A 17988-nucleotide genomic window follows, 5' to 3' on the forward strand; every position below is an offset into this window, starting at 1 on the left:
TCCGCCCGCCGCACGCATGCCCATGCCCGGCAAGGGCATGACATGGGTGTCGTCAACAAAGCGAGGCGGGAAATCCCATATGACGCAGATCGCCGCTGTCCGCGGTGCCCTTCCCCCGAACCGCTATCCCCAGTCCGAGATCACCGACGCCTTCGCCGGCATGTGCCTGCCGGAGGGCGCCGACCGGCGGCTGCTGGACCGGCTGCACGCCTCCGCGCGCGTCGGGCACCGCAACCTGGTGCTGCCGCTGGACGAGTACGCCAAGCTCGACGGGTTCGGCACGGCCAACGCCCGCTTCGTCGAGGCCGCCGTCGATCTCGGCGCGGAGGCGGTGTCCGCCGCGCTCGCCGCGGCCGGGCTGACCCCCGGTGACGTCGACATGATCATGTTCACCTCGGTGACCGGGATCGCCGCCCCGTCGGTGGACGCCCGGCTGGTGGGCCGCCTCGGGCTGCGCCAGGACGTCAAACGCGTCCCGATCTTCGGGCTCGGCTGCGTGGCGGGCGCCGCGGGCATCGCCCGCCTGCACGACTACCTGCGCGGCTGGCCGGACCACGTGGCGGTGCTGGTGTCGGTGGAGCTGTGCTCGCTCACCCTGCAGCGGGCCGACGCCACGCCGGTCAACTTCGTGGCGAGCGCGCTGTTCGGCGACGGCGCGGCGGCGGTGGTGGCCTGCGGCGCGGAGCGGGCCGCCGGCGAGGGCGCGCCCGCCGCCGGGCCCACCGTGGTGGCCTCCCGCGGCCGGCTGTATCCCGACTCCGAGGCGGTGATGGGCTGGGACGTCTCCGACACCGGCTTCCGGGTGGTGCTGGACACCAGCGTCCCGGAGGTGGTGCGCACCTACCTGGCCGGCGACGTGCGGGACTTCCTCGCCGAGCACGGGCTGACCCCGCGGGACGTGTCCGCCTGGGTGTGCCATCCCGGCGGCCCCAAGGTGCTGGAGGCGGTCGCCGAGACCCTGGAGTTGCCCGACGGCGCGCTGGAGCTGACCTGGCGGTCCCTGGCCGAGCAGGGCAACCTGTCGTCGGCGTCGGTGCTGCACGTGCTGCGCGACACGCTGGCGCTGCGCCCGCCGCCGCCCGGCACGCCGGGCCTGCTCATCGCGATGGGCCCGGGCTTCTGCTCCGAGCTCGTCCTGCTGCGCTGGTAGGCGCGGCGTGACCCTGCCGCCCGGGGCGGCGGCCCAGGCCCTCGCCGCTCCCGTATCGTCGGTGGACATGTCGCCCTGGTATCTCGTCCTGGTCCTGCTGGTGGGCGCCGAACGCCTCGCCGAACTCGTCGTCGCCCGCCGCAACACCCGCTGGGCCCTGGCCCGGGGCGGCCGGGTGTCCGGCCGCGGCCACTATCCGTTCATGGTGGTGCTGCACACCGGCCTGCTGGCGGGCTGCCTGCTGGAGACGGCGCTGGCCGACCGGCCGTTCGTGCCCGCGCTCGGCTGGCCGATGGTCGCGCTGGTCGCCGCGGCGCAGGCGCTGCGCTGGTGGTGCATCACCTCCCTCGGCCGGCAGTGGAACACCGAGGTCATCGTGGTGCCGGGGCTGCCGCTGGTCCGGCGCGGCCCCTACCGGCTGGGGTGGCTGCGCCACCCGAACTACGTGGCGGTCGCGGTGGAGGGCGCGGCGCTGCCGCTGGTGCACGGCGCGTTCGTCACCGCCGTGGTGTTCACCGTGCTCAACGCCGGGCTCATGGTGGTGCGCGTCCGCTGCGAGGAGGCGGCGCTGGCCGCCGTGGCCGGCGAGGCGCCGGCGTGATCGACGTCCTGGTCGCCGGGGGCGGCCCGGCGGGGCTGTCGACCGCGATCGCCGCCGCGCTGGCCGGCCTGGAGGCCGTGGTGGTGGAGCCGCGGCCGGCACCGGTCGACAAGGCCTGCGGCGAGGGCCTGATGCCCACCGGCGCCGCGGCGCTGGCGGCCCTGGGCGTCCGGCCGGCCGGGCATCCGCTGCGCGGCATCCGCTACCTGGACCCGCGGGGCGGCGCCGAGGCGCCGTTCCGGGCCGGCCCGGGTCTCGGGGTGCGCCGCACCACGCTGCACGCCGCGCTGCACGCCCGGGCCGCCGAGGTGGGCGTCCGGGTGGAGGCCGGCCGGGTGGAGGACGTGCGGCAGGGGCCCGACTCGGTGCGGGCGGCCGGGATGCGGGCCCGGTGGCTGGTCGCCGCGGACGGGCTGCACTCGCCGCTGCGCCGCCGGCTGGGCCTGGAGCTGCCCGCTGGCGGCGACCGCCGGTACGGCCTGCGCCGGCACTACGCGGTGCCGCCGTGGTCGGGGTTCGTCGAGGTGCACTGGGCGCCGCGCGGCGAGGCGTACGTCACCCCGGTGGGCGGCGGGCTGGTCGGGGTGGCGGTGCTCAGCGCGGAACGGCACGGCTACGACGGGCACCTGGCCGGCTTCCCGGCGCTGCTGGACCGGCTGGCCGGCGCCGCGCCGGCCACCCCGGTACGCGGCGCCGGGCCGATGCGGCAGCGCGCCCGCGCCCGGGTGGCCGGGCGGGTGCTGCTGGTCGGCGACGCGGCCGGCTACGTGGACGCGCTCACCGGCGAGGGCGTCTCGCTGGCCGTGCTGTCGGCGCGGGCGCTGGCCGGCTGCCTGCGGGCCGGGCGCCCGGAGGCCTACGAGCGGGCCTGGCGGCGGCTGTCGCGGCGGCACCGGGCGCTGACCGGGGCGCTGCTCGCCGCCCGCCGGCACCCGGCGTCGGCCCGGCTGATCGTCCCGGCCGCCCGCCGGCTGCCCGCCGTGTTCGCCGCCACCGTCAACGCCCTGGCCTGACGCCCCGGGCCCGCGACACCGGCGCCCACGCAGGGATCGAACCGCCGAGGGAGGACGAGGTCGCCGTCCCGCCGTCCCCACCGCCACGGGCGGCAGCCGGTTCCCGAAGGACCGGCGGCCGGCCGGCGGGGGCCGGTGACCGGCCCGAGCACCGGCCGCGCCGGCCCTCCGGCGTGACCACCGGGCGGCCTTGCCCCCGGCGCCCCGGGGACCGTCCTGGCGCGGGGCGCCACCGGTCGTCAGCGGGGCTCGAAGCGCTCCCGGCGGACGGTGACCTTACGGCCCTTGATGGTGGTCTGCCGCAGCGAGGAGATCACGTCCTCCACCGCGTGGTCGGGCACCTCGACCAGGGAGAACCGGTCCGCGATCTCGATCGCCCCGATCTCCCGCCCGCCCAGGCGCGACTCGCCGGCGATCGCGCCGACCAGGTCGCGCGGCCGGACACCCGCGCTGCGGCCGGCGCCGACGAAGATGCGGGTCATGCCGCCGGCCACCGCGCGCGGCCGGCGCTCGCCGCGGCCGGCCGGCTCGCGGCGGCCCCGGTCCCGGTCGCCGCGCAGCGGCACCTCGGGGATCTCCTCCTCGTCGGCGGCGGCGCCGCTCGCCTCGTGCGCGAGCTTGACCGCGGCCATCGCGATCTCCACCAGGTCGAACTCGTCCGCGAGGGTGTCCACCACGACCCGGAACTGCTCCAGGTCGTCCTCCAGCATGCTCTCCTCCAGCGCCGAGCGGGTCAGCTCCAGCCGCCGGGCCCGCAGGTCGGCCACCGTGGGCACCTTCTCGACGGTGATGGCGCTCTTGGTGACCCGCTCGATGGTCTTCAGCATGCGGTGCTCGCGCGGCTCGGCCAGCGTGATCGCCACGCCCTCGCGGCCGGCCCGGCCGACCCGGCCGATGCGGTGCACGTAGGCCTCCGGCGCGGAGGGGACGTTGTAGTTGACCACGTGGCTGAGTTGCTCGATGTCCAGCCCGCGGGCGGCCACGTCGGTGGCGACCAGCAGGTCGGCGGTGCCGTTGCGCAGCCGGGCCATCACGCGGTCGCGCTGCTCCTGCCCCATGCCGCCGTGCAGCGCCTCGGCCCGGTAGCCGCGGCCGTTCATCGTCTCGGTGAGGTGGTCGACCTCCTCGCGGGTGCGGCAGAAGACGATGGCCGCCTCCGGCGCCTCCACGTCCAGCACCCGGCCGAGCGCGGCGGGCTTGTGCGCCCGGGGCACCACGTAGGCGCTCTGCCGGACCCGGGGGGCCTCGCCGGGGGCGGTGGACTCGCGCTCGATCTGGATGCGCACCGGCTCGCGCAGGTGGCGCCGGGCGATGGCGTCGATGCGCGGCGGCATGGTGGCCGAGAACAGCACGGTCTGCCGGCTCTCGGGGGTCTCCACGAGGATCGCCTCGATGTCCTCGGCGAAGCCCATGTCCAGCATCTCGTCGGCCTCGTCCAGCACGACGATCTCCAGCGCGTCCAGGCGCAGGGTCTTGCGGCCGATGTGGTCCAGCGCCCGGCCGGGGGTGGCGACCACGACGTCCACGCCGCGCTGCAGCTCGCGCAGCTGGCGGCCGATGGGCTGCCCGCCGTAGATCGGCAGCACCCGGGTGCCGAGCTCGCGGCCGTAACGGTGCACCGCCTCCGACACCTGCACGGCCAGCTCGCGGGTGGGCACCAGCACCAGGGCGAACGGGTCGCCCGAGCGCTCGCCGGACGGTAGCCGGGCCAGGATCGGCAGCGCGAACGCGGCGGTCTTGCCGGTGCCGGTGGCGGCCTGGCCGAGCAGGTCGGTGCCGGCCATCAGCGGCGGGATCGCCTCGCTCTGGATGGGCGTCGGCTCCTCGTAGCCCAGCTGTGCCAGCGCGCGCAGCAGCTCGGGACGCAGTCCCAGCTCGGCGAAGCCGGAGGTGTCCAGGGCGGCGTCGGGGGTCATGATCGGGCTCCTCGGTCGGTACGGGTGCGCATGGATCGCCTTGTCGCCATGGTGCGCGTCATGGCATGCTTCCCGTCCGACGGAGGCCGGACCCGGGGCCGCCGCCGCACGGCGCGGCGTCGCGGGCGGTCCGGGCGCCCCACTCCTGGTGGTGAAGTCCTTCCACATCAACGGGAGGAGCAAAGTTTACTTCAGCCCCCGCCAAGCCCGATCCGCCGCCCCGCGCACCGGCGCTTCGCCAGGCGGGAACGTCCACCGGATCCCGTCCCGAACGCACGCATCTGGGATGATCCGCATAGCGGCAAAGTCGATCACCAGGAGCTCCCCGGCACCGCCTGCCGCGGAGCAGGGCGGCGTCGCCGCACCCGGCGCCGGCATGAACGAATCGACTGCCGCTCGCCAAGGCCGGAAACCGAGGGAGCCGTACGATGATCATGGATGCCGGCGGCGGAGGCCCCCTGCCCGATGACGGCCTGCCGGTCGTCGAACGCGACGTGGTCCGGGTGGTCGTGCTGGACACCGCCGGCCGGCTGCTGCTGTTCCACACCCGCGACCCCGACCATCCCGATCTGGGCACCTGGTGGGAGCTGCCGGGCGGTGGCATCGACCCCGGGGAGACCTACCGCGACGCCGCCGTCCGGGAGCTGCGCGAGGAGACCGGGATCGTCGTGGCGCCCGGCCAGGTCGGGCCGCCGGCCTGGCGGCGTCACTCCTCGTTCCGGCACGGGGCGGTCCGGCGGCTGCAGCACGAGGTGGTCGCGACGGTGCGCCTGGCCGTCCCCGGTGCGGACATCGACGGGGCAGGGCGCCTGGATTACGAGCACGACGCCTACTTCGGCCACCGCTGGTGGCCGGTGCCCGAGGTGCTCGGCAGCGGCGACCGCTTCTACCCCGGCCGGCTGCCCGCACTGCTCGGCCCCCTCCTCGACGGGCAGGAGGTCGACGAGCCGTTCGAACTGTGGTCGTGAACCTTTCACCTGGGTCACGGACAGGCGAGGTTCCCTGACAAGGGGCGGAACGCAGGCCGTCCGACTCCCCCGTGCCGGGATCACCGCCCGCCCTTGTCGGCGTACGGCGACCGGCCCAAAATCAATTCAACCTTCAACTACCCGGTTGGAGAGCACCGCACGGATGAGGAGAAGCATGAAACGCACCATCTCCGCTCTCACCGTCGCCACCGGCCTCTTCGGCGCCATGCTCACCGGCGCCGGTCCCGCGTCCGCGGACACCCCTGCCGTCGACTGCTCCACCGGCGGGTACACCCGGGTGCTGGAAAGCTACATCCCCACCAACTTCCAGCGGGGGGCGGTGGACGGCCGTATCTACAACATCACCGGGCCGGCGACCACCTACGAGGTCTGCCTCGACATCCCCGACACCGAGACCTTCACCATCGAGGTACGTATCCGGGCCTCCGACGGGTCCACCAGCGTGTTCACCGACGACCGGCCCGGCGACAAGGTCTTCCGCTTCACCCCCGGCGCCATGACCTTCTGGCAGGTCTACGGCACGATGACCGGGCCCGGCAGCACCTACATCTACTACACCTGGTACGAGAAGCAGATCCCCGCCTGACACCGGACGAGCCGGCCCCCTCCCCCGCCGAGGCGGCCGGCCCCACCGCGCAAGCCCTACCGGCCGATCGCAGCACCGGCGCACATCTCCGGTGATCCCGCCGGGCGATTCGGGCGCCGCTTCCAGAATGCGAAATCAAGCTCCGCGGAGCCAGACGCACTCGCCGCCCAAGACCCAGGCCGCCCGCTCGGCACTCCCCCACCGGCCGAACCCGTTGCCACCGACTTCGACAGTGGCGGCGCCACCGTCAGGAAGCGCCAGGCCGAGCGCCACCACCCTCAAGTCGGACCGCTCGTCCTCCCCGTGACCTTGATCCCGAATGCGGGCGAACACCCGGGGCAGCCCTCCGAGCAGCCCTTGAACCACCTCTAGCCCGATCTCGTCATCCGCATCCGGCCGTTGCGCAAAGGAGTCGTCACTCCTCGCGCCTCCGGGCGATGACTGACCCAGATCACCCCGGCGGCCGAACATCGAGCTACGCGTCCTGCCATTCACCGCCGGAGCGCACGCCAGCCCCACCGGCGCCTTCCGCGTCTTCACCATGGCGGAGCCGCTCCCCGAGGTGGGGTACGCCGAGACTCCGAAAGGCGCCATTTACGTGGAAGCTCCGGACAGTCAGCGCTTCGTACGTACGTACGATGAATTGCGAAGTCGGACGCTCGACCCCGAGCAGTCGGCCAGGATCATCGCCTCGCTGGCAGAGGAGCTCCGGTGAACGTGACAGAAAATCGTGACGAGTTAGACCGAAACCTCGTGGCCCGGATCCCGTGGCACATCAGCACGATGAGCGACAACGGCGGCGGAAGTTGCGTAGAAGCCGGCCCGCTCCCCGATGGCAGCGGACGAGTCGCCCTACGCCACAGCCATCACCCCGACGGCCCGATCATCCTCTACACCCGTACGGAATGGCATGCCTTCATCTCCGGCATCAAACTGGGCGAATTCGATTTCGCCGCACCATGAAGATCAATTGATCCGGCGATTTGGCCCTTCGAGTACGCCATGCCGTGCTCGAATGGCCGGCCACCATGCGTGGCGCCCGGGCACATCATGGGTGTGCGCCCAGTTCGGTGCGGGCGGCCTCCAGGAACTCATGTTGCGGGTCTCGGAGGTGGTGCCACATCGACCCCTCGGCCGCGATCTGATCGGGCAGCCGCCACAGGACATGATCCACCGCGCTCGCATAGGTCCGGGCGAGCCGGTACAGCCGCGGCGGGAACAGGATCTGGATCATGCGCTCGGCCACCCAGAGGCGGTCGATGACGCTGCGGCCCGCGGCGAACCACTCCGGCGTTCCCGCGGCGGCCCAGTCCGGGGCCTGATCCCGCTCCTCGGCGACGCGAATGCCCTCCTGTGCGATCGTGACGAACTCCCGCAGAAGTTCCAACCGCTCCGCTCGCCGGGCTTCGGCCCGCTGCGCCGCCTGCCGCCTCTCCTCGTTACGGCCGGCGACCCGGACCGTGGTGAACTGCGCCAGATATGACAGCAGCCCGCCCAGCACCACACCGAACAGCGAAGCCCACACCTGCATATTCATGGCATTGGTCTATCAATGTCTAATCGGCTCCGCGCGCCCCGGTGACCGCCGCCAGCCGATCCACCGCGCCTGCCGCCTCCGGTCCGTCGGTCACGCCCACCGCAAAGGGCGCCCCTACTCGACCATCTGACATTGCCTGCACCTGCATCATGATCACTAAACCCAACCAACCGGCTGCACGCGGCCGTCATCACCCGCCTTACCGGCTCCGACACCGACTTCTCCCGCGGCGTCCAGCCAACGGTTCGTGTTTGGACCGTACAGTCCCAGCCCTGGTCTTCACAGGAAGGAGAATATCGTCATCGCTCAGTGAGGCTCATTCGGGGGCGTGTGCCAAGGACCCGACTCCGGGGTGATGGGTCGCCCAAACGATCGGACCACTTGCACGTCAGGCGTGAAGCCATGCCATTTCCAGTACTTGAAATCCTCGGGAGGGGGCATCATCAAGTCAAGGCGCTCATGTTCGTCGATGAGAAATTCCAGCACACGTATAGGTTGCAGCCGCGCTCCCGGCGAGGCGGCAAGTCGTCGTGCGGCAGCCAGCCGGTGATTCCCGTCGAGTACGATCCTTCGCGGAATCCGGTCGAAACATTTGACCCGGTAGGTTAATACACATATAGTGTTCGCGGCGGCCGTCTCCAGAACTCGGCAATGATTCGCGATCGTAGTGTCACGCATGCCGCGCGGAATTTCGGAATGCTTCAACGGGATCGGATGAACAGGCACCTGTGGTGTATCCGGTATCCGATCGAATCGAGCCGGTTCGTTTGCCAGAGAATGACCGACAACGTTCACCGCTTCAAGCAGTCCGTTGCCCAGACGTCGCACAAACCATGGCGAAAACCAGTCGTCCGTGTCCCAGATGTCGTGTAGCGCAGCGGAGCACTTCAGCTTCTCAGCATTTTCTTTAAGTACATTCCAGTTGTGTGCCACTGTCAGCTCCCGCCGGTACAGAACCTCCAGCCGCGAGACTCGTGACAACGATTCGGAACTTCCACCATATTCCTTGCGCCACACTTCTTCGAGATCCCTCGGCGGAGATGTCCCGGTCGGCGTCCGAGTCACCACCTCATCGGCCTCACGCAATTCGCCTCCCATGTCGATCGCGAATCTGACATGTTCCACCATGTCCACAAGTTGGCGCTTCCGACTGTGATGTCGACGGCCAGTCCTATCAGCTAATTGCTGCGCGTCGGCAATCACATCGACCGCTCCAGCCAGCAAGCCGGCCCATATTGATCGAGGAAGCCCGTCCGCGCGACTGAAAGTACCGAACACGAGATCACTATATGAATCAACGATTTTCGATATCAGTCGACACTGTTCTTCATATCGGGCTCGCGGGTAATGCTGGAGAGCCGCACGAGCGTCTGCCGCGATTCTGATCGCCTGTGCGTCATTTCCTGCATAGGCACGCGCGCTGCTCGTCGAGAGAATACCCATCGATGTGATCAGCTCAGCGTTCGCGAGGGCCTCAGAACGCTTCTCACTCTTACGCCCAAATAACGAGGCCAGAGCAAAGAAGATCACTCCCGCAGCAATCTGCGTGAATTGATTTACCCAATCATTCCAATGCCATTGTTTCGGCTCGCGGGAGATGGCCAACCAGGCAAGCAGCAGTGGCCCTCCTGCAGCCAATAACATTGCCGCGAGCCATAAAGAACCAGTCTTCACCCACTTGCGCGGATCACCCATCGGCTCACTCTCCCGTGCCATGACGCCTCCGGCTAGCAGGATAGATGGAAGTGCTCGCATGCGCGCAAGGCCTTCGTGGGCAGGATTCAGTCTGACCTCACCGAGCCTCCTTACCAAGTGTCTGCACGAGCAGATTGCTCGCGCTGGTCACCGGTTTCCACCAGCCGAGGCCAAGATCAAGCGCTGCAGCGGTCCCGCCCCAGCTCATCTCGCCCCTAGAGCTCGACAGCTTCGTTGATGTTCGGCGAAAGACGACTAACCTCGCTTTTACCGCGCTTTGGGCACTGTGGCGTACCCGTCTGAAACAGGGCCGAATCAGGCGTCGCCCTAAAGCTCTATAGTGACCGTCCTCAAAGCTAAACGCCGTTCCTGGAGGAGTGTGTAGACGCGGGCTCTCGCTTCCGAAAGTGAAGAGGGAATGACGACCGGTTGCAGTTGGTTTTTTGTCGAGCACATAGCGCAGGCGCCGGGCAGGGGTGGCGCCGAGGGCGAACCCCGCGGCCAGGCGGGTGGATATCGCCGTTGCGCAGGTCGCCAGGGCGGCATTGCACGGGTCTTCCGCGGCAGAGCCGTCGCTGGACAGACCCTGTCCGCATGGGCCTCGGCCATCGGTGTGATCAGGTGGTCAGCGGGCACGGGGACGGCATGAAGAAGTCGAGCCTGGTGAAGACGTCGCTGGCGACGGCGGTGACGGCGGTGGCGGGGAGCCTGGCCACCGATCCGAAGTCGCGGTGGTACCGGCGGCTGGACAAGCCCTCATGGCAGCCGCCACCCCCGGCCTACGGCGCGGTGTGGACGCCGCTGTACGTGCTGATCGCCTACGCCGGGGCGCGGGCGCTGTCGCGGGCCGGGGAGGCCGAGCGGCCGGCCCTGGCCCGGGCCCTCGGGGTCAACCTGGCGCTGAACGCGGCCTGGACGCCGCTGTTCTTCAAGCTGCGGCGACCGCGGGCGGCACTGGCCGAGTTGGTGGCGCTGAACGTCTCCAACGCCGCGCTGACCCGGCGGACGCTGCGCGCCGACCGGACCGCCGGGCTGCTGTTGCTCCCCTACGCCGGCTGGACGCTGTTCGCCACCGCGCTGAACGCGGCCATCGTCCGCCGCAATCCCCGCGCCTGACGGCACCCGGACCGGCCGCCACCCGGCGCTCGGCGGTGTGCCACCCGGCACCGGGCGGCGGCGCGCTGCTGGGGGGGCGCCGCGAGCAGCCGGCCGGGGCGGGGCACCGCCGTGGTCCTCGACCTCGACGACCGCCACGCCGGTTGTCCGTCAGGTGCGGGTCATGGCCTGCAGGGTGTCGGTCATGTGGCGGCGTAGCTCGCCGAGCCGGACCTCCAGGATGATGGCGGCGATCTCCCGGTTGGCGCGCATCATCTCGCGCAGACCGCTCTCGCCGGGCCCGTGCACGAACGAGTGGCGGACCAGGGTCCGGCCGGGGCCGGCGGGCGCCAGCTCGTAGCGCCAGCGCGAGGAGGGCCGCTCGGGGTCCTCGGCCCGGTCCAGCACCGACCAGCCGAAGGCGCGCGGCGCGTCGGCCTCGGTGACCAGGCACGTGACCGTCCACTCGCGGTCCTGCCGCCGGTTGCTGCCCGCGAAGCGCCGGCCGGCCCGCACGCCGCCGTCCGCGCCGTCCAGCCACTCCGTCTTCCAGCACTCCGGGCTCCACTCGGGGACGCGGGCGACGTCGGTGACCAGCTCCCAGACCCGCTCCGGCGGCAGGTCGAGGGTGGCCTCCACCTCGACGTGCGCCCCGGTGACCGCCGCCAGTGGATCCACCGCGCCCGCCGCCTCCGGTCCGTCGGTCACGTCCGTCACTCCCACCGCGTCGTCCATTCGCCCTCCCGGCTCTCCCGGCACCACCCCACGCGGCACCCGACGGCTCACTCGCTTCCACGATGGCCGATCCGGGCGGCGGGCGACAGCCCCCTATAGGGGTGGTGGTGTCAGCAGTACCGCGCCTGCCGGCCGATGATGCGGTACACGCAGTCGGCGTACTCCAGCAGGCGCAGCACGGCCTCCTTGTTGCGCGAGGTCTGCGGGACGATCTGCTCGTCGGGCGGGTAGAAGCCCGGCAGGAAGGTCCTCGGATACATCTCGAACGTGAAGCCGAAGATCTTGTGGGCGCCCCACAGCCAGTCGTCGATGCCGCCGTCGGTGATGTACAGGTCGCTGGACTGCTGCGGGGTATAGCCGTTGGCGTCGGCCATGCTTCGGCCGAGGGCGGCGAAGGCGTCCGCGTCATCCTGACTCATCCCGGGCGCGGCGTCGCCATAGGTGTACCCGTAGGGCCACAGCACCAACTCGCTATAGGTGTGGAAGTCGATGGCGGCCTTGATCTGCTGCCGGCCGCCGACGACCCGGCCGCGGACGAAGTCGGCCACCGCGCGCACCTCCGGAGTGGACTCGGCGGCCGCGCCGCGGTAGGTCTCGTCCGGCGGCGAGGCGGAGGATCCGCGGCAGCAGCCCCAGCGGTAGGCCCAGTTGCGGTTGAGGTCGGTGCCGATGTAGGGGGAACCGGGGGTGGCCTGCCGGTTCTTGCGCCAGGAGCGGTAGGCGCCGGTGGCGATGTCGAACTCGCCGCCGTCGGGGTTGAGATCGGGCAGGATCCAGATCTCCCGGGAGTCCACCAGGCGGGTGATCCGGGGGTCGGACCGGTAACCGGTGGTGAGCAGGTTCATCAGGTAGAGGGCCATCTCGACGGTCAGGTGCTCGCGGGCGTGCTGGTGGGCGGTGAACAGCACCTCGGGCTCGTTCTCGTCGGCCGCCACGTTGTCGCTGATCTTGACGGCGATCAGCGCGCGGCCCTGCGCGGTGGTGCCGTAGCGGGACCGGCGCGCGATCGCCGGGGACGCGGCGACCAGCCGGTCCACCGCGGCGCTCAGCTCGGGATAGTTGTGGTAACGGGCGTCCTCGCCCGGGAAGTCCTGCGGCCGGGGCCGCTGCGGCGGCCGCGGGCCGGGCAGCGCGGTCAGCCGGTAGCCGAGCCCGGCGATCCGGTCCGCCTCGGCCCGGGAGGCGGTGACCACCACCGAGGAGGCCCTGACCTCGTCGATCGAGGCTCCGGTGCGGGCGACCAGGCTCCGCTGGCGGGCGGAGTCCGGGCCGTCGACACGGTACTGGCGGGCGGGCGGCGGCTCGGCGGTGGCGCCCGCGCCGGGCGTCAGGCTCGCGCACAGCGCCACGAGCGTCACCAGGGCCGCGAGCAGGCGGCGTCCCATCGTCTCCTCCTGATCGCTTGATCGGGCGATCCGGGGGAGATTGTCACGCGCCCGCACTGACGGTCAGGTCGATCGTCGGACACCCCGCGGCCGAATTCAACGACCCGCCGGGCGTGGCGCCGCAGGACAGAAGCCGGTTCCCACTCCGGACATCAGCCGCAGAACCATGATTAACGCTCGTCGTGGGGGTAACACACAGCCAACCGCACCAGCGGCCGCGCCCCCGCGGCCGATGACATCGAACCAGCCAAGGAGTACCTGATGGCCCTCCCCGTGCTCACCCCCGAGCAGCGCCAGGCCGCGCTGGTCAAGGCAACCGAGGCCCGCCAGGCGCGCGCCAAGGTCCTCGCCCAGCTGAAGAGCGGCGATCTGACCCTCGCCGACCTCCTCAAGCGCGAGGACGAGACGGCCAAGAAGATCAAGGTGTCGCAGGCCCTGCGCGCCCTGTCCGGCATCGGCCCGACCAAGGCGGCCGCGCTGATGGAGCGGGCCGGCGTCGACGACAAGCGCCGCATCGGCGGCCTCGGCGTCCAGCAGCGCCGCAAGCTGGTCGAGGCCGTGTCCGACTGACCCCTCGACCGCCCACGGGCCTCGGCCGGCGAGGGGGACGGGCCGCGAGCCGTCCCCGCGCCGGCCGCCGGACAGGCCCGCGCCGTTCCGCGCCGCGGCCGGACGGCATAGTCTCCCGGGGTGACGACATCCCCGGCGGGAGGCGACCATTGAGCGGGCTCACCGACGACGAGCGCAGGGATCTGGCGGACATCCTGTCCAGCCCCGACCTGAACGATCCCCAGGTGCACGCCGACCGGGAGGTGGGCCAGCAGCTCGCCGACTTCTTCCGCCGCGACATGCCGGACGTCGACGAGGTGGACATCGGCCGGGTCTTCCTGCGGACCGCGGTCACCATCACCCGGCTGGCCGACGCGGGGATGCACCTGGAGCGGATCGCCAACATCCTGACGCTGAGCGCCGTCGACCTGACGGCCCTGGAACTGGCCCGCGACCCCGGCGAATGACCGCGGCCGGAAACGGGCCGGCGCCCGGCATCGCGGGGATCTCCCCTCCGACACCGGGCGCCGGGCCGCCGCCGCGCGGGCGGGGCCGGGCCGGAGCGGGCCGGCTAGCGGACGACCTTCACGTAGTCGGCCGCCGACGAACCGGTCAGGCCGCGCGAGCCGTCGAAGACGACCTTCCAGGTGCCCGACCGGTAGGCCCGGATCCAGGCGGAGAAGTCGCCGTCGGCATCGGTGTCGATCGAACCCTGGTGGCGCCAGTGCGCGGACCCGGACGGGCGGAAGTACACCTCGAGGTCCTGCCGGCCGACCTGGTGCCAGCGGTGCCAGCCGCCGCCGTCCCGGCAGCGGGAGCCGCCGACGACGAAGGTGTCACCGTCCCAGTACTGGTCGTCATGGCACCGTGCGGCCCGCAGGCTGCCGGTCAGCGACAGCTTGCGGCCCTTGCGGACCGGCTCGGGCGCGGCGTTGAAGCGCTCGATCCGGGTGGCCCGAGGGCCGTGGTACCGGTTCTCGTGCCGGACGAGGAACGAGGCGGTGGCGCTGACCACCTTGCCGTCCTCGCCGGTGGCCTTCACCTTGACCAGCCATCTGCCGTCCGGGTCGCCCCGGTCCAGCACGATGGACCGGGACCAGACCTGCGGCGAGCCGCCCGCGGACGCCTTCGCCCGGCCGGTGCACGGGTTGCAGTCCGGCCGGCCACCGTTCCCGGTGGGCTCGAAGCCGATCTCCACCTTCTCGGCTCCCGTGGTCTGGACCGTCGCGGTGACCTCCGCGCGGTCCCGCCCGCGGAGCACGACCCGGTCCGGGCTGACCCGGACGGAGTCGATGACCGCGGACTCCGGTGCGGGCTCGGCGAACGCCGGGCCCGCCGCCGCGAGCGCGGACGCGCCCACGGCCACCGCCACCAGTGCGGTGGCGATCCGTTGCATCATGCGGAATTCCTCTCCCTGTGGAGAAGGCATCCCCGGATGGGGGCCTACTCCCTAGATGTCACGAGAGAGAAAAAAGTTGCAGGAAATAACGCGATAAAAGATAACGAATCGGCAACTATCGCCGCCACACCTGGGATGTTGGGACATTTGTCGGCCTAATGCGGCGCTCGCCGACTTCCGGTATGAGTAGTCGCATAACGGAGGTTTCCTCGATATACAGCACGCCATGCACCTTTTGACCGTTTCACTCGTTCGGTGAAGTAGCCGTCCGCGTCGGTGCGCGCCGTCCCCACGGTCCGCCACCGGTCACCGTGGTGCCGGCGGAACTGCACGAGCACCCGCTGCCCGGGGAACGACCAGTAACCGAACCGCCCGCTCGGGTCCACCCGCATGAGCATGCCCGTCATCCGCAGGGCGCGCGGCCGCCCGGGCAGCCGGGTGAGCCGGACGCCGCTGAGCATGCTGGCCTTGCGGAACAGGAACGAGCGCTCCACGGTCGCCCGGCGGCCGCCGGCGCCGCGCGCGGTCGCGACCACCCGCCAGCGACCGGCCGGGTACCACCGGCTGAGGCCGACCGGCGGGTTGAACCGCCACACCTCCCAGCCGCCGCCCGCCTCGGGCGCCGCGCCGGACCGGCCGGCGGGCCGGCGGCCGCGGGCCGGCTCGACCCGCACGGTCACCCCGGACGGACCGGTGGCCCCCCGGGCCACCACCTCCACGGTGAGCCGGGCCGCGCCCTTGGGCCCGGCCACCGGCGCGGCGGGCAGCACCCGCACCGACCGGATGACCGGCCGGCCCTCCGGCGGCGGCCCCTGTCCCCAGGCATCCGCCGCGCCCGAAGCGCCCGCAGCTCGGGAGGCGGCCGTCGTCCCCGAAGCACCCGCCCTGCTCGCCGTGGCGGCTTCGGCCGCGGCGCCCGACCCGGGGAACGGCCCGGGGCCCAGCACATTTACCAGCACGCTCACCAACGCGGTCATCAGCGCGGTCATCAGCGCGGTCATCAGGACGGCGGCCGGCCCGGTGACGAGCCGGCCCTCCGGCACGGCGGCCGGCCCGGCGGCGGAGACGGCGGCCGGGACGGCGGGATCCGGCCGTACCGCCGGCGCCGGACATCCGGTGGGCCGGGTGCACCGCGCGCGGCGGCCGAAGCGCCGGCCGCGCCGTTCGATCACTTTTCGCATGCGATCGATCACACCACGGCACCGCCGTGCGGGACGCGCCCGGCGCGCCGGTCAGTCCCGGTACAGCTCCTCGATGACCTCGGCGTACCGGGCGTGGATGACCCGCCGCTTGAGCTTCAGGCTCGGGGTGAGCTCCTCGGTCTCGGCGGTCCACTCCACCGGCAGCAGCCGCCAGCGCTTGACCTGCTGCACCCGGGCGAGCCGCGCGTTGGCGGCGGCCACCGCGGCCTCGACCTCCTTCAGGACGTCCGGGTGCCCGGCCAGCTCGGCCTGGGTGGCCGCCTCGATGCCGCGGCCGCGCGCCCACACCGGCGCGAGCTCGCCGTCCAGGGTGAGGATGGCGACCACGTAGGGCCGCCCGTCGCCGTAGGCGAGGGCCTGCCCGATGAGCGGGTGCTCCTTGAGGAGGTTCTCGGTGTTGGCCGGCGAGATGTTCTCGCCGCCCGCGGTGATGATCAGCTCCTTCTTGCGGTCCAGGATGCTGACGAACCCGTCCTCGTCCACCGAGCCGACGTCCCCGGTGCGCAGCCAGCCGTCGGAGTCGAACAGTTCGGCGGTCGCCTCCGGCCGGTTCAGGTAACCCGCGGTGTTGGCCGGGCTGCGGGTGAGGATCTCGCCGTCGGGTTCGATCCGGACCTCCACCCCCGGGCCGGGGCGCCCCACGGTGCCGAGCTTGTAGGCGGTGATGGCGTTGGCGGTGAACGCCCCGCTGGTCTCGGTCATGCCGTACACGTCGAGCACCTTCAGCCCGAGGCCGGCGAAGAACCGCTGGACCTCGGCGGGCATCGGCGCGGCGGCGGTGCCGAGCCAGCCGGCGTTGTCGAAACCGATCATCGACCGGATGATCGACAGCAGCGCGGCGTCGGCCTGCTCGTAGGCCGCGGTGACCTCCGGGCCGGGCGTGCGGCCGTGCTGGCCGGCCTCCACGTAGGCGAGGCCGGCCGCCATCGCCTCCCGGACGGCGCGCTGCTGCTCCTCCGGCTGCCCGGCCAGCAGGGCCTGCAGCTTGGCCATCATCTTCTCCCACACCCGCGGCACGCCGAAGAACAGCACCGGCTTCACCCGGCCGAGCACCGCGCCGAGCTCGGCCGGGTCGGTGCAGAAGTGGATGTGCGACACCTTGAACAGCGGCAGGTAGAGGCTGAGCACCCGCTCGGCGATGTGGGCGTAGGTGAGGTAGGAGATCTGCGCGCCCTGGGCGGGCAGCGCGGTCATCCGGTCGGTGGCCACCACCTCGTAGAAGATGTTGGCGTGGGTCAGCGGGACGCCCTTGGGGTTGCCGGTGGTGCCCGAGGTGTACAGCACGCTGAGCACGTCGGCGGAGGTGACCGCCGCGGCGCGCGCCTCGGCGGCCTCGGGGGCGGCGGCCAGCTCGCGCTCGCCGAGCGCCAGGAAGTCCGCCCAGCTCATGAACAGGTCACCGTCCGGCACGTCCGCCAGCATGATGATCTTACGGAGCCCCGGCAGCCGGTCCAGCACCGGCCGCCAGCGGGCCAGCTCGGCGGCGCCGCCGAGTACGGCGATCCGGGCGCCGACGTCCTGCGCGACGAAGGCGACCTGCTCGGGGGCGAAGGTGGCGTAGATCGAGCAGGAGACCCCGCCGGCGTGCACGGCGCCGAGGTCGGCGAGCACGTGCTCGCTGCGGTTGACCATCATGAGCGCGACCGCCTCGCCGGGGGCCAGGCCGAGCGCGGTCAGGCCGGCGGCGATGGCGAGCACCCGCTCGCGGGCCTGGCCGTAGGTCAGCGTGGTCCAGCCGTCCCCGGCCGGGTCGGAGTAGGCGGGCGCGTCGGGGAAGCGCTCGGCCGTCACCCGTAGCTGCTCGCAGATGGTGCGACCGGCGATCTCCCGCTCGATCTCGGAACGTTCCGCGATTACTCCGGGTCCGCCCATGTCCTGCCTCCCTGGAAATTCCGCCGAGTGGCCTGCATCGCACCACAACGCGCCGATACCGGACAAGTCCCAGGAGGTGGCGATCCGGCCACGAATATCGCGTCCCACCGCGGCCTCGCCACCACCGGACATGACATAGAGTGAGTGATCCGTCGCGGCGCGTTCAGCCATTTGGTCAAATGCCACTTTTTCGGATATCAACCACAAAACACGGCATCTTCTCGTCACGCGCCGGCCGGCGGGGGCCGCCGGCGCGTGCACGGC

At 71.8% G+C, this 17988-nt stretch carries 18 protein-coding genes; 10 read left to right on the top strand and 8 right to left on the bottom strand.

All coding sequences use genetic code 11. The features are described from left to right. Nucleotides 1–79 precede the first annotated feature (79 nt). The 3 genes from Sru01_RS20770 (at nt 80) to Sru01_RS20780 (ending at nt 2764) form a co-directional block, all read left to right on the top strand. Nucleotides 80–1150 carry a type III polyketide synthase gene (locus tag Sru01_RS20770; RefSeq protein ID WP_203989007.1) on the top strand — a complete coding sequence of 357 codons (1071 nt, stop codon included), beginning with the start codon at nt 80–82 and terminating at the stop codon, nt 1148–1150. A 67-nt stretch (nt 1151–1217) separates the two neighbouring features. Further along, nucleotides 1218–1751 carry an isoprenylcysteine carboxyl methyltransferase family protein gene (locus tag Sru01_RS20775; RefSeq protein ID WP_203989009.1) on the top strand — a complete coding sequence of 178 codons (534 nt, stop codon included), beginning with the start codon at nt 1218–1220 and terminating at the stop codon, nt 1749–1751. Beyond that, nucleotides 1748–2764: an NAD(P)/FAD-dependent oxidoreductase gene (locus Sru01_RS20780; RefSeq protein ID WP_203989010.1), complete on the top strand. Its 1017-nt coding sequence runs from the start codon at nt 1748–1750 to the stop codon at nt 2762–2764. Before Sru01_RS20775 ends, Sru01_RS20780 begins: the two co-directional genes overlap by 4 nt. A gap of 239 nt (nt 2765–3003) precedes the next feature. Here Sru01_RS20780 and Sru01_RS20785 read toward each other — a convergent pair whose 3' ends face one another. Then, nucleotides 3004–4680, bottom strand: coding sequence for a DEAD/DEAH box helicase (locus Sru01_RS20785; RefSeq protein WP_203989011.1), 1677 nt, complete (start codon nt 4678–4680; stop codon nt 3004–3006). A gap of 428 nt (nt 4681–5108) precedes the next feature. Between Sru01_RS20785 and Sru01_RS20790 the strand changes: the two genes are divergently transcribed. The 4 genes from Sru01_RS20790 to Sru01_RS20800 all read left to right on the top strand — a co-directional run bounded on the left by Sru01_RS20790 (nt 5109) and on the right by Sru01_RS20800 (nt 7218). Continuing rightward, nucleotides 5109–5648 (top strand): NUDIX hydrolase, encoded by a 540-nt coding sequence (locus tag Sru01_RS20790; protein WP_203989012.1) that lies wholly within the window; start codon nt 5109–5111, stop codon nt 5646–5648. Nucleotides 5649–5823: 175 nt separating this feature from the next. After that, nucleotides 5824–6255: a hypothetical protein gene (locus Sru01_RS20795; RefSeq protein WP_203989013.1), complete on the top strand. Its 432-nt coding sequence runs from the start codon at nt 5824–5826 to the stop codon at nt 6253–6255. A gap of 469 nt (nt 6256–6724) precedes the next feature. After that, nucleotides 6725–6970, top strand: coding sequence for a Scr1 family TA system antitoxin-like transcriptional regulator (locus Sru01_RS36615; RefSeq protein ID WP_373869532.1), 246 nt, complete (start codon nt 6725–6727; stop codon nt 6968–6970). After that, the gene (locus Sru01_RS20800; RefSeq protein ID WP_275412194.1) at nt 6967–7218 is read left to right on the top strand and encodes a DUF397 domain-containing protein; all 252 of its coding nucleotides are present in this window, start codon (nt 6967–6969) and stop codon (nt 7216–7218) included. Before Sru01_RS36615 ends, Sru01_RS20800 begins: the two co-directional genes overlap by 4 nt. An 85-nt stretch (nt 7219–7303) precedes the next feature. Here Sru01_RS20800 and Sru01_RS20805 read toward each other — a convergent pair whose 3' ends face one another. Together Sru01_RS20805 and Sru01_RS20810 are read right to left on the bottom strand one after the other, a co-directional pair. Continuing rightward, a complete protein-coding gene (locus Sru01_RS20805; RefSeq protein ID WP_203989014.1) occupies nt 7304–7780 on the bottom strand; it encodes a hypothetical protein in 477 nt (158 codons plus the stop codon). Nucleotides 7781–8098: 318 nt separating this feature from the next. Next, nucleotides 8099–9487: a hypothetical protein gene (locus Sru01_RS20810; protein WP_203989015.1), complete on the bottom strand. Its 1389-nt coding sequence runs from the start codon at nt 9485–9487 to the stop codon at nt 8099–8101. Nucleotides 9488–10081: 594 nt separating this feature from the next. Here Sru01_RS20810 and Sru01_RS20815 point away from each other — a divergent pair. After that, nucleotides 10082–10603 carry a TspO/MBR family protein gene (locus Sru01_RS20815; RefSeq protein ID WP_203989017.1) on the top strand — a complete coding sequence of 174 codons (522 nt, stop codon included), beginning with the start codon at nt 10082–10084 and terminating at the stop codon, nt 10601–10603. A 150-nt stretch (nt 10604–10753) separates the two neighbouring features. Here Sru01_RS20815 and Sru01_RS20820 read toward each other — a convergent pair whose 3' ends face one another. Beyond that, nucleotides 10754–11317 (bottom strand): SRPBCC family protein, encoded by a 564-nt coding sequence (locus Sru01_RS20820; RefSeq protein WP_203989018.1) that lies wholly within the window; start codon nt 11315–11317, stop codon nt 10754–10756. Between the two features lie 110 nt (nt 11318–11427). Beyond that, complete coding sequence (locus tag Sru01_RS20825) at nt 11428–12702, bottom strand: M14 family metallopeptidase (protein WP_203989019.1); 1275 nt, start codon at nt 12700–12702, stop codon at nt 11428–11430. Between the two features lie 261 nt (nt 12703–12963). Here Sru01_RS20825 and mihF point away from each other — a divergent pair, with 261 nt between their 5' ends. After that, the gene (gene mihF, locus Sru01_RS20830) at nt 12964–13272 is read left to right on the top strand and encodes an integration host factor, actinobacterial type (protein ID WP_203989020.1); all 309 of its coding nucleotides are present in this window, start codon (nt 12964–12966) and stop codon (nt 13270–13272) included. A 149-nt stretch (nt 13273–13421) separates the two neighbouring features. Next, on the top strand, nt 13422–13718 hold the full coding sequence (locus Sru01_RS20835; protein WP_203989021.1) for a hypothetical protein: 297 nt from the start codon (nt 13422–13424) through the stop codon (nt 13716–13718). Between the two features lie 104 nt (nt 13719–13822). Here Sru01_RS20835 and Sru01_RS20840 read toward each other — a convergent pair whose 3' ends face one another. The 3 genes from Sru01_RS20840 to Sru01_RS20850 all read right to left on the bottom strand — a co-directional run bounded on the left by Sru01_RS20840 (nt 13823) and on the right by Sru01_RS20850 (nt 17724). Continuing rightward, nucleotides 13823–14650, bottom strand: a complete 828-nt coding sequence (locus Sru01_RS20840; protein ID WP_203989022.1) for a hypothetical protein — start codon at nt 14648–14650, stop codon at nt 13823–13825. Nucleotides 14651–14805: 155 nt separating this feature from the next. Then, the gene (locus tag Sru01_RS20845; protein WP_203989024.1) at nt 14806–15831 is read right to left on the bottom strand and encodes a hypothetical protein; all 1026 of its coding nucleotides are present in this window, start codon (nt 15829–15831) and stop codon (nt 14806–14808) included. A 51-nt stretch (nt 15832–15882) separates the two neighbouring features. Further along, nucleotides 15883–17724, bottom strand: a complete 1842-nt coding sequence (locus Sru01_RS20850) for an AMP-dependent synthetase/ligase (RefSeq protein ID WP_203989026.1) — start codon at nt 17722–17724, stop codon at nt 15883–15885. Between the last annotated feature and the right edge of the window lie 264 nt (nt 17725–17988).

It is taken from the genome of Sphaerisporangium rufum, from assembly GCF_016863395.1.
Taxonomy (GTDB): Bacteria; Actinomycetota; Actinomycetes; order Streptosporangiales; family Streptosporangiaceae; genus Sphaerisporangium; species Sphaerisporangium rufum.

What these genes read in the sequence shown, in the direction of transcription:
- Sru01_RS20770 (WP_203989007.1), top strand. Translation starts at nt 80, where the DNA reads ATGACGCAGATCGCCGCTGTCCGCGGTGCCCTTCCCCCGAACCGCTAT.
- Sru01_RS20775 (WP_203989009.1), top strand. Translation starts at nt 1,218, where the DNA reads ATGTCGCCCTGGTATCTCGTCCTGGTCCTGCTGGTGGGCGCCGAACGC.
- Sru01_RS20785 (WP_203989011.1), bottom strand. Translation starts at nt 4,680, where the DNA reads ATGACCCCCGACGCCGCCCTGGACACCTCCGGCTTCGCCGAGCTGGGA.
- Sru01_RS20790 (WP_203989012.1), top strand. Translation starts at nt 5,109, where the DNA reads ATGATCATGGATGCCGGCGGCGGAGGCCCCCTGCCCGATGACGGCCTG.
- Sru01_RS20795 (WP_203989013.1), top strand. Translation starts at nt 5,824, where the DNA reads ATGAAACGCACCATCTCCGCTCTCACCGTCGCCACCGGCCTCTTCGGC.
- Sru01_RS20810 (WP_203989015.1), bottom strand. Translation starts at nt 9,487, where the DNA reads ATGGGTGATCCGCGCAAGTGGGTGAAGACTGGTTCTTTATGGCTCGCG.
- Sru01_RS20815 (WP_203989017.1), top strand. Translation starts at nt 10,082, where the DNA reads ATGGGCCTCGGCCATCGGTGTGATCAGGTGGTCAGCGGGCACGGGGAC.
- Sru01_RS20820 (WP_203989018.1), bottom strand. Translation starts at nt 11,317, where the DNA reads ATGGACGACGCGGTGGGAGTGACGGACGTGACCGACGGACCGGAGGCG.
- Sru01_RS20825 (WP_203989019.1), bottom strand. Translation starts at nt 12,702, where the DNA reads ATGGGACGCCGCCTGCTCGCGGCCCTGGTGACGCTCGTGGCGCTGTGC.
- mihF (WP_203989020.1), top strand. Translation starts at nt 12,964, where the DNA reads ATGGCCCTCCCCGTGCTCACCCCCGAGCAGCGCCAGGCCGCGCTGGTC.
- Sru01_RS20840 (WP_203989022.1), bottom strand. Translation starts at nt 14,650, where the DNA reads ATGATGCAACGGATCGCCACCGCACTGGTGGCGGTGGCCGTGGGCGCG.
- Sru01_RS20845 (WP_203989024.1), bottom strand. Translation starts at nt 15,831, where the DNA reads ATGCGAAAAGTGATCGAACGGCGCGGCCGGCGCTTCGGCCGCCGCGCG.
- Sru01_RS20850 (WP_203989026.1), bottom strand. Translation starts at nt 17,724, where the DNA reads ATGGGCGGACCCGGAGTAATCGCGGAACGTTCCGAGATCGAGCGGGAG.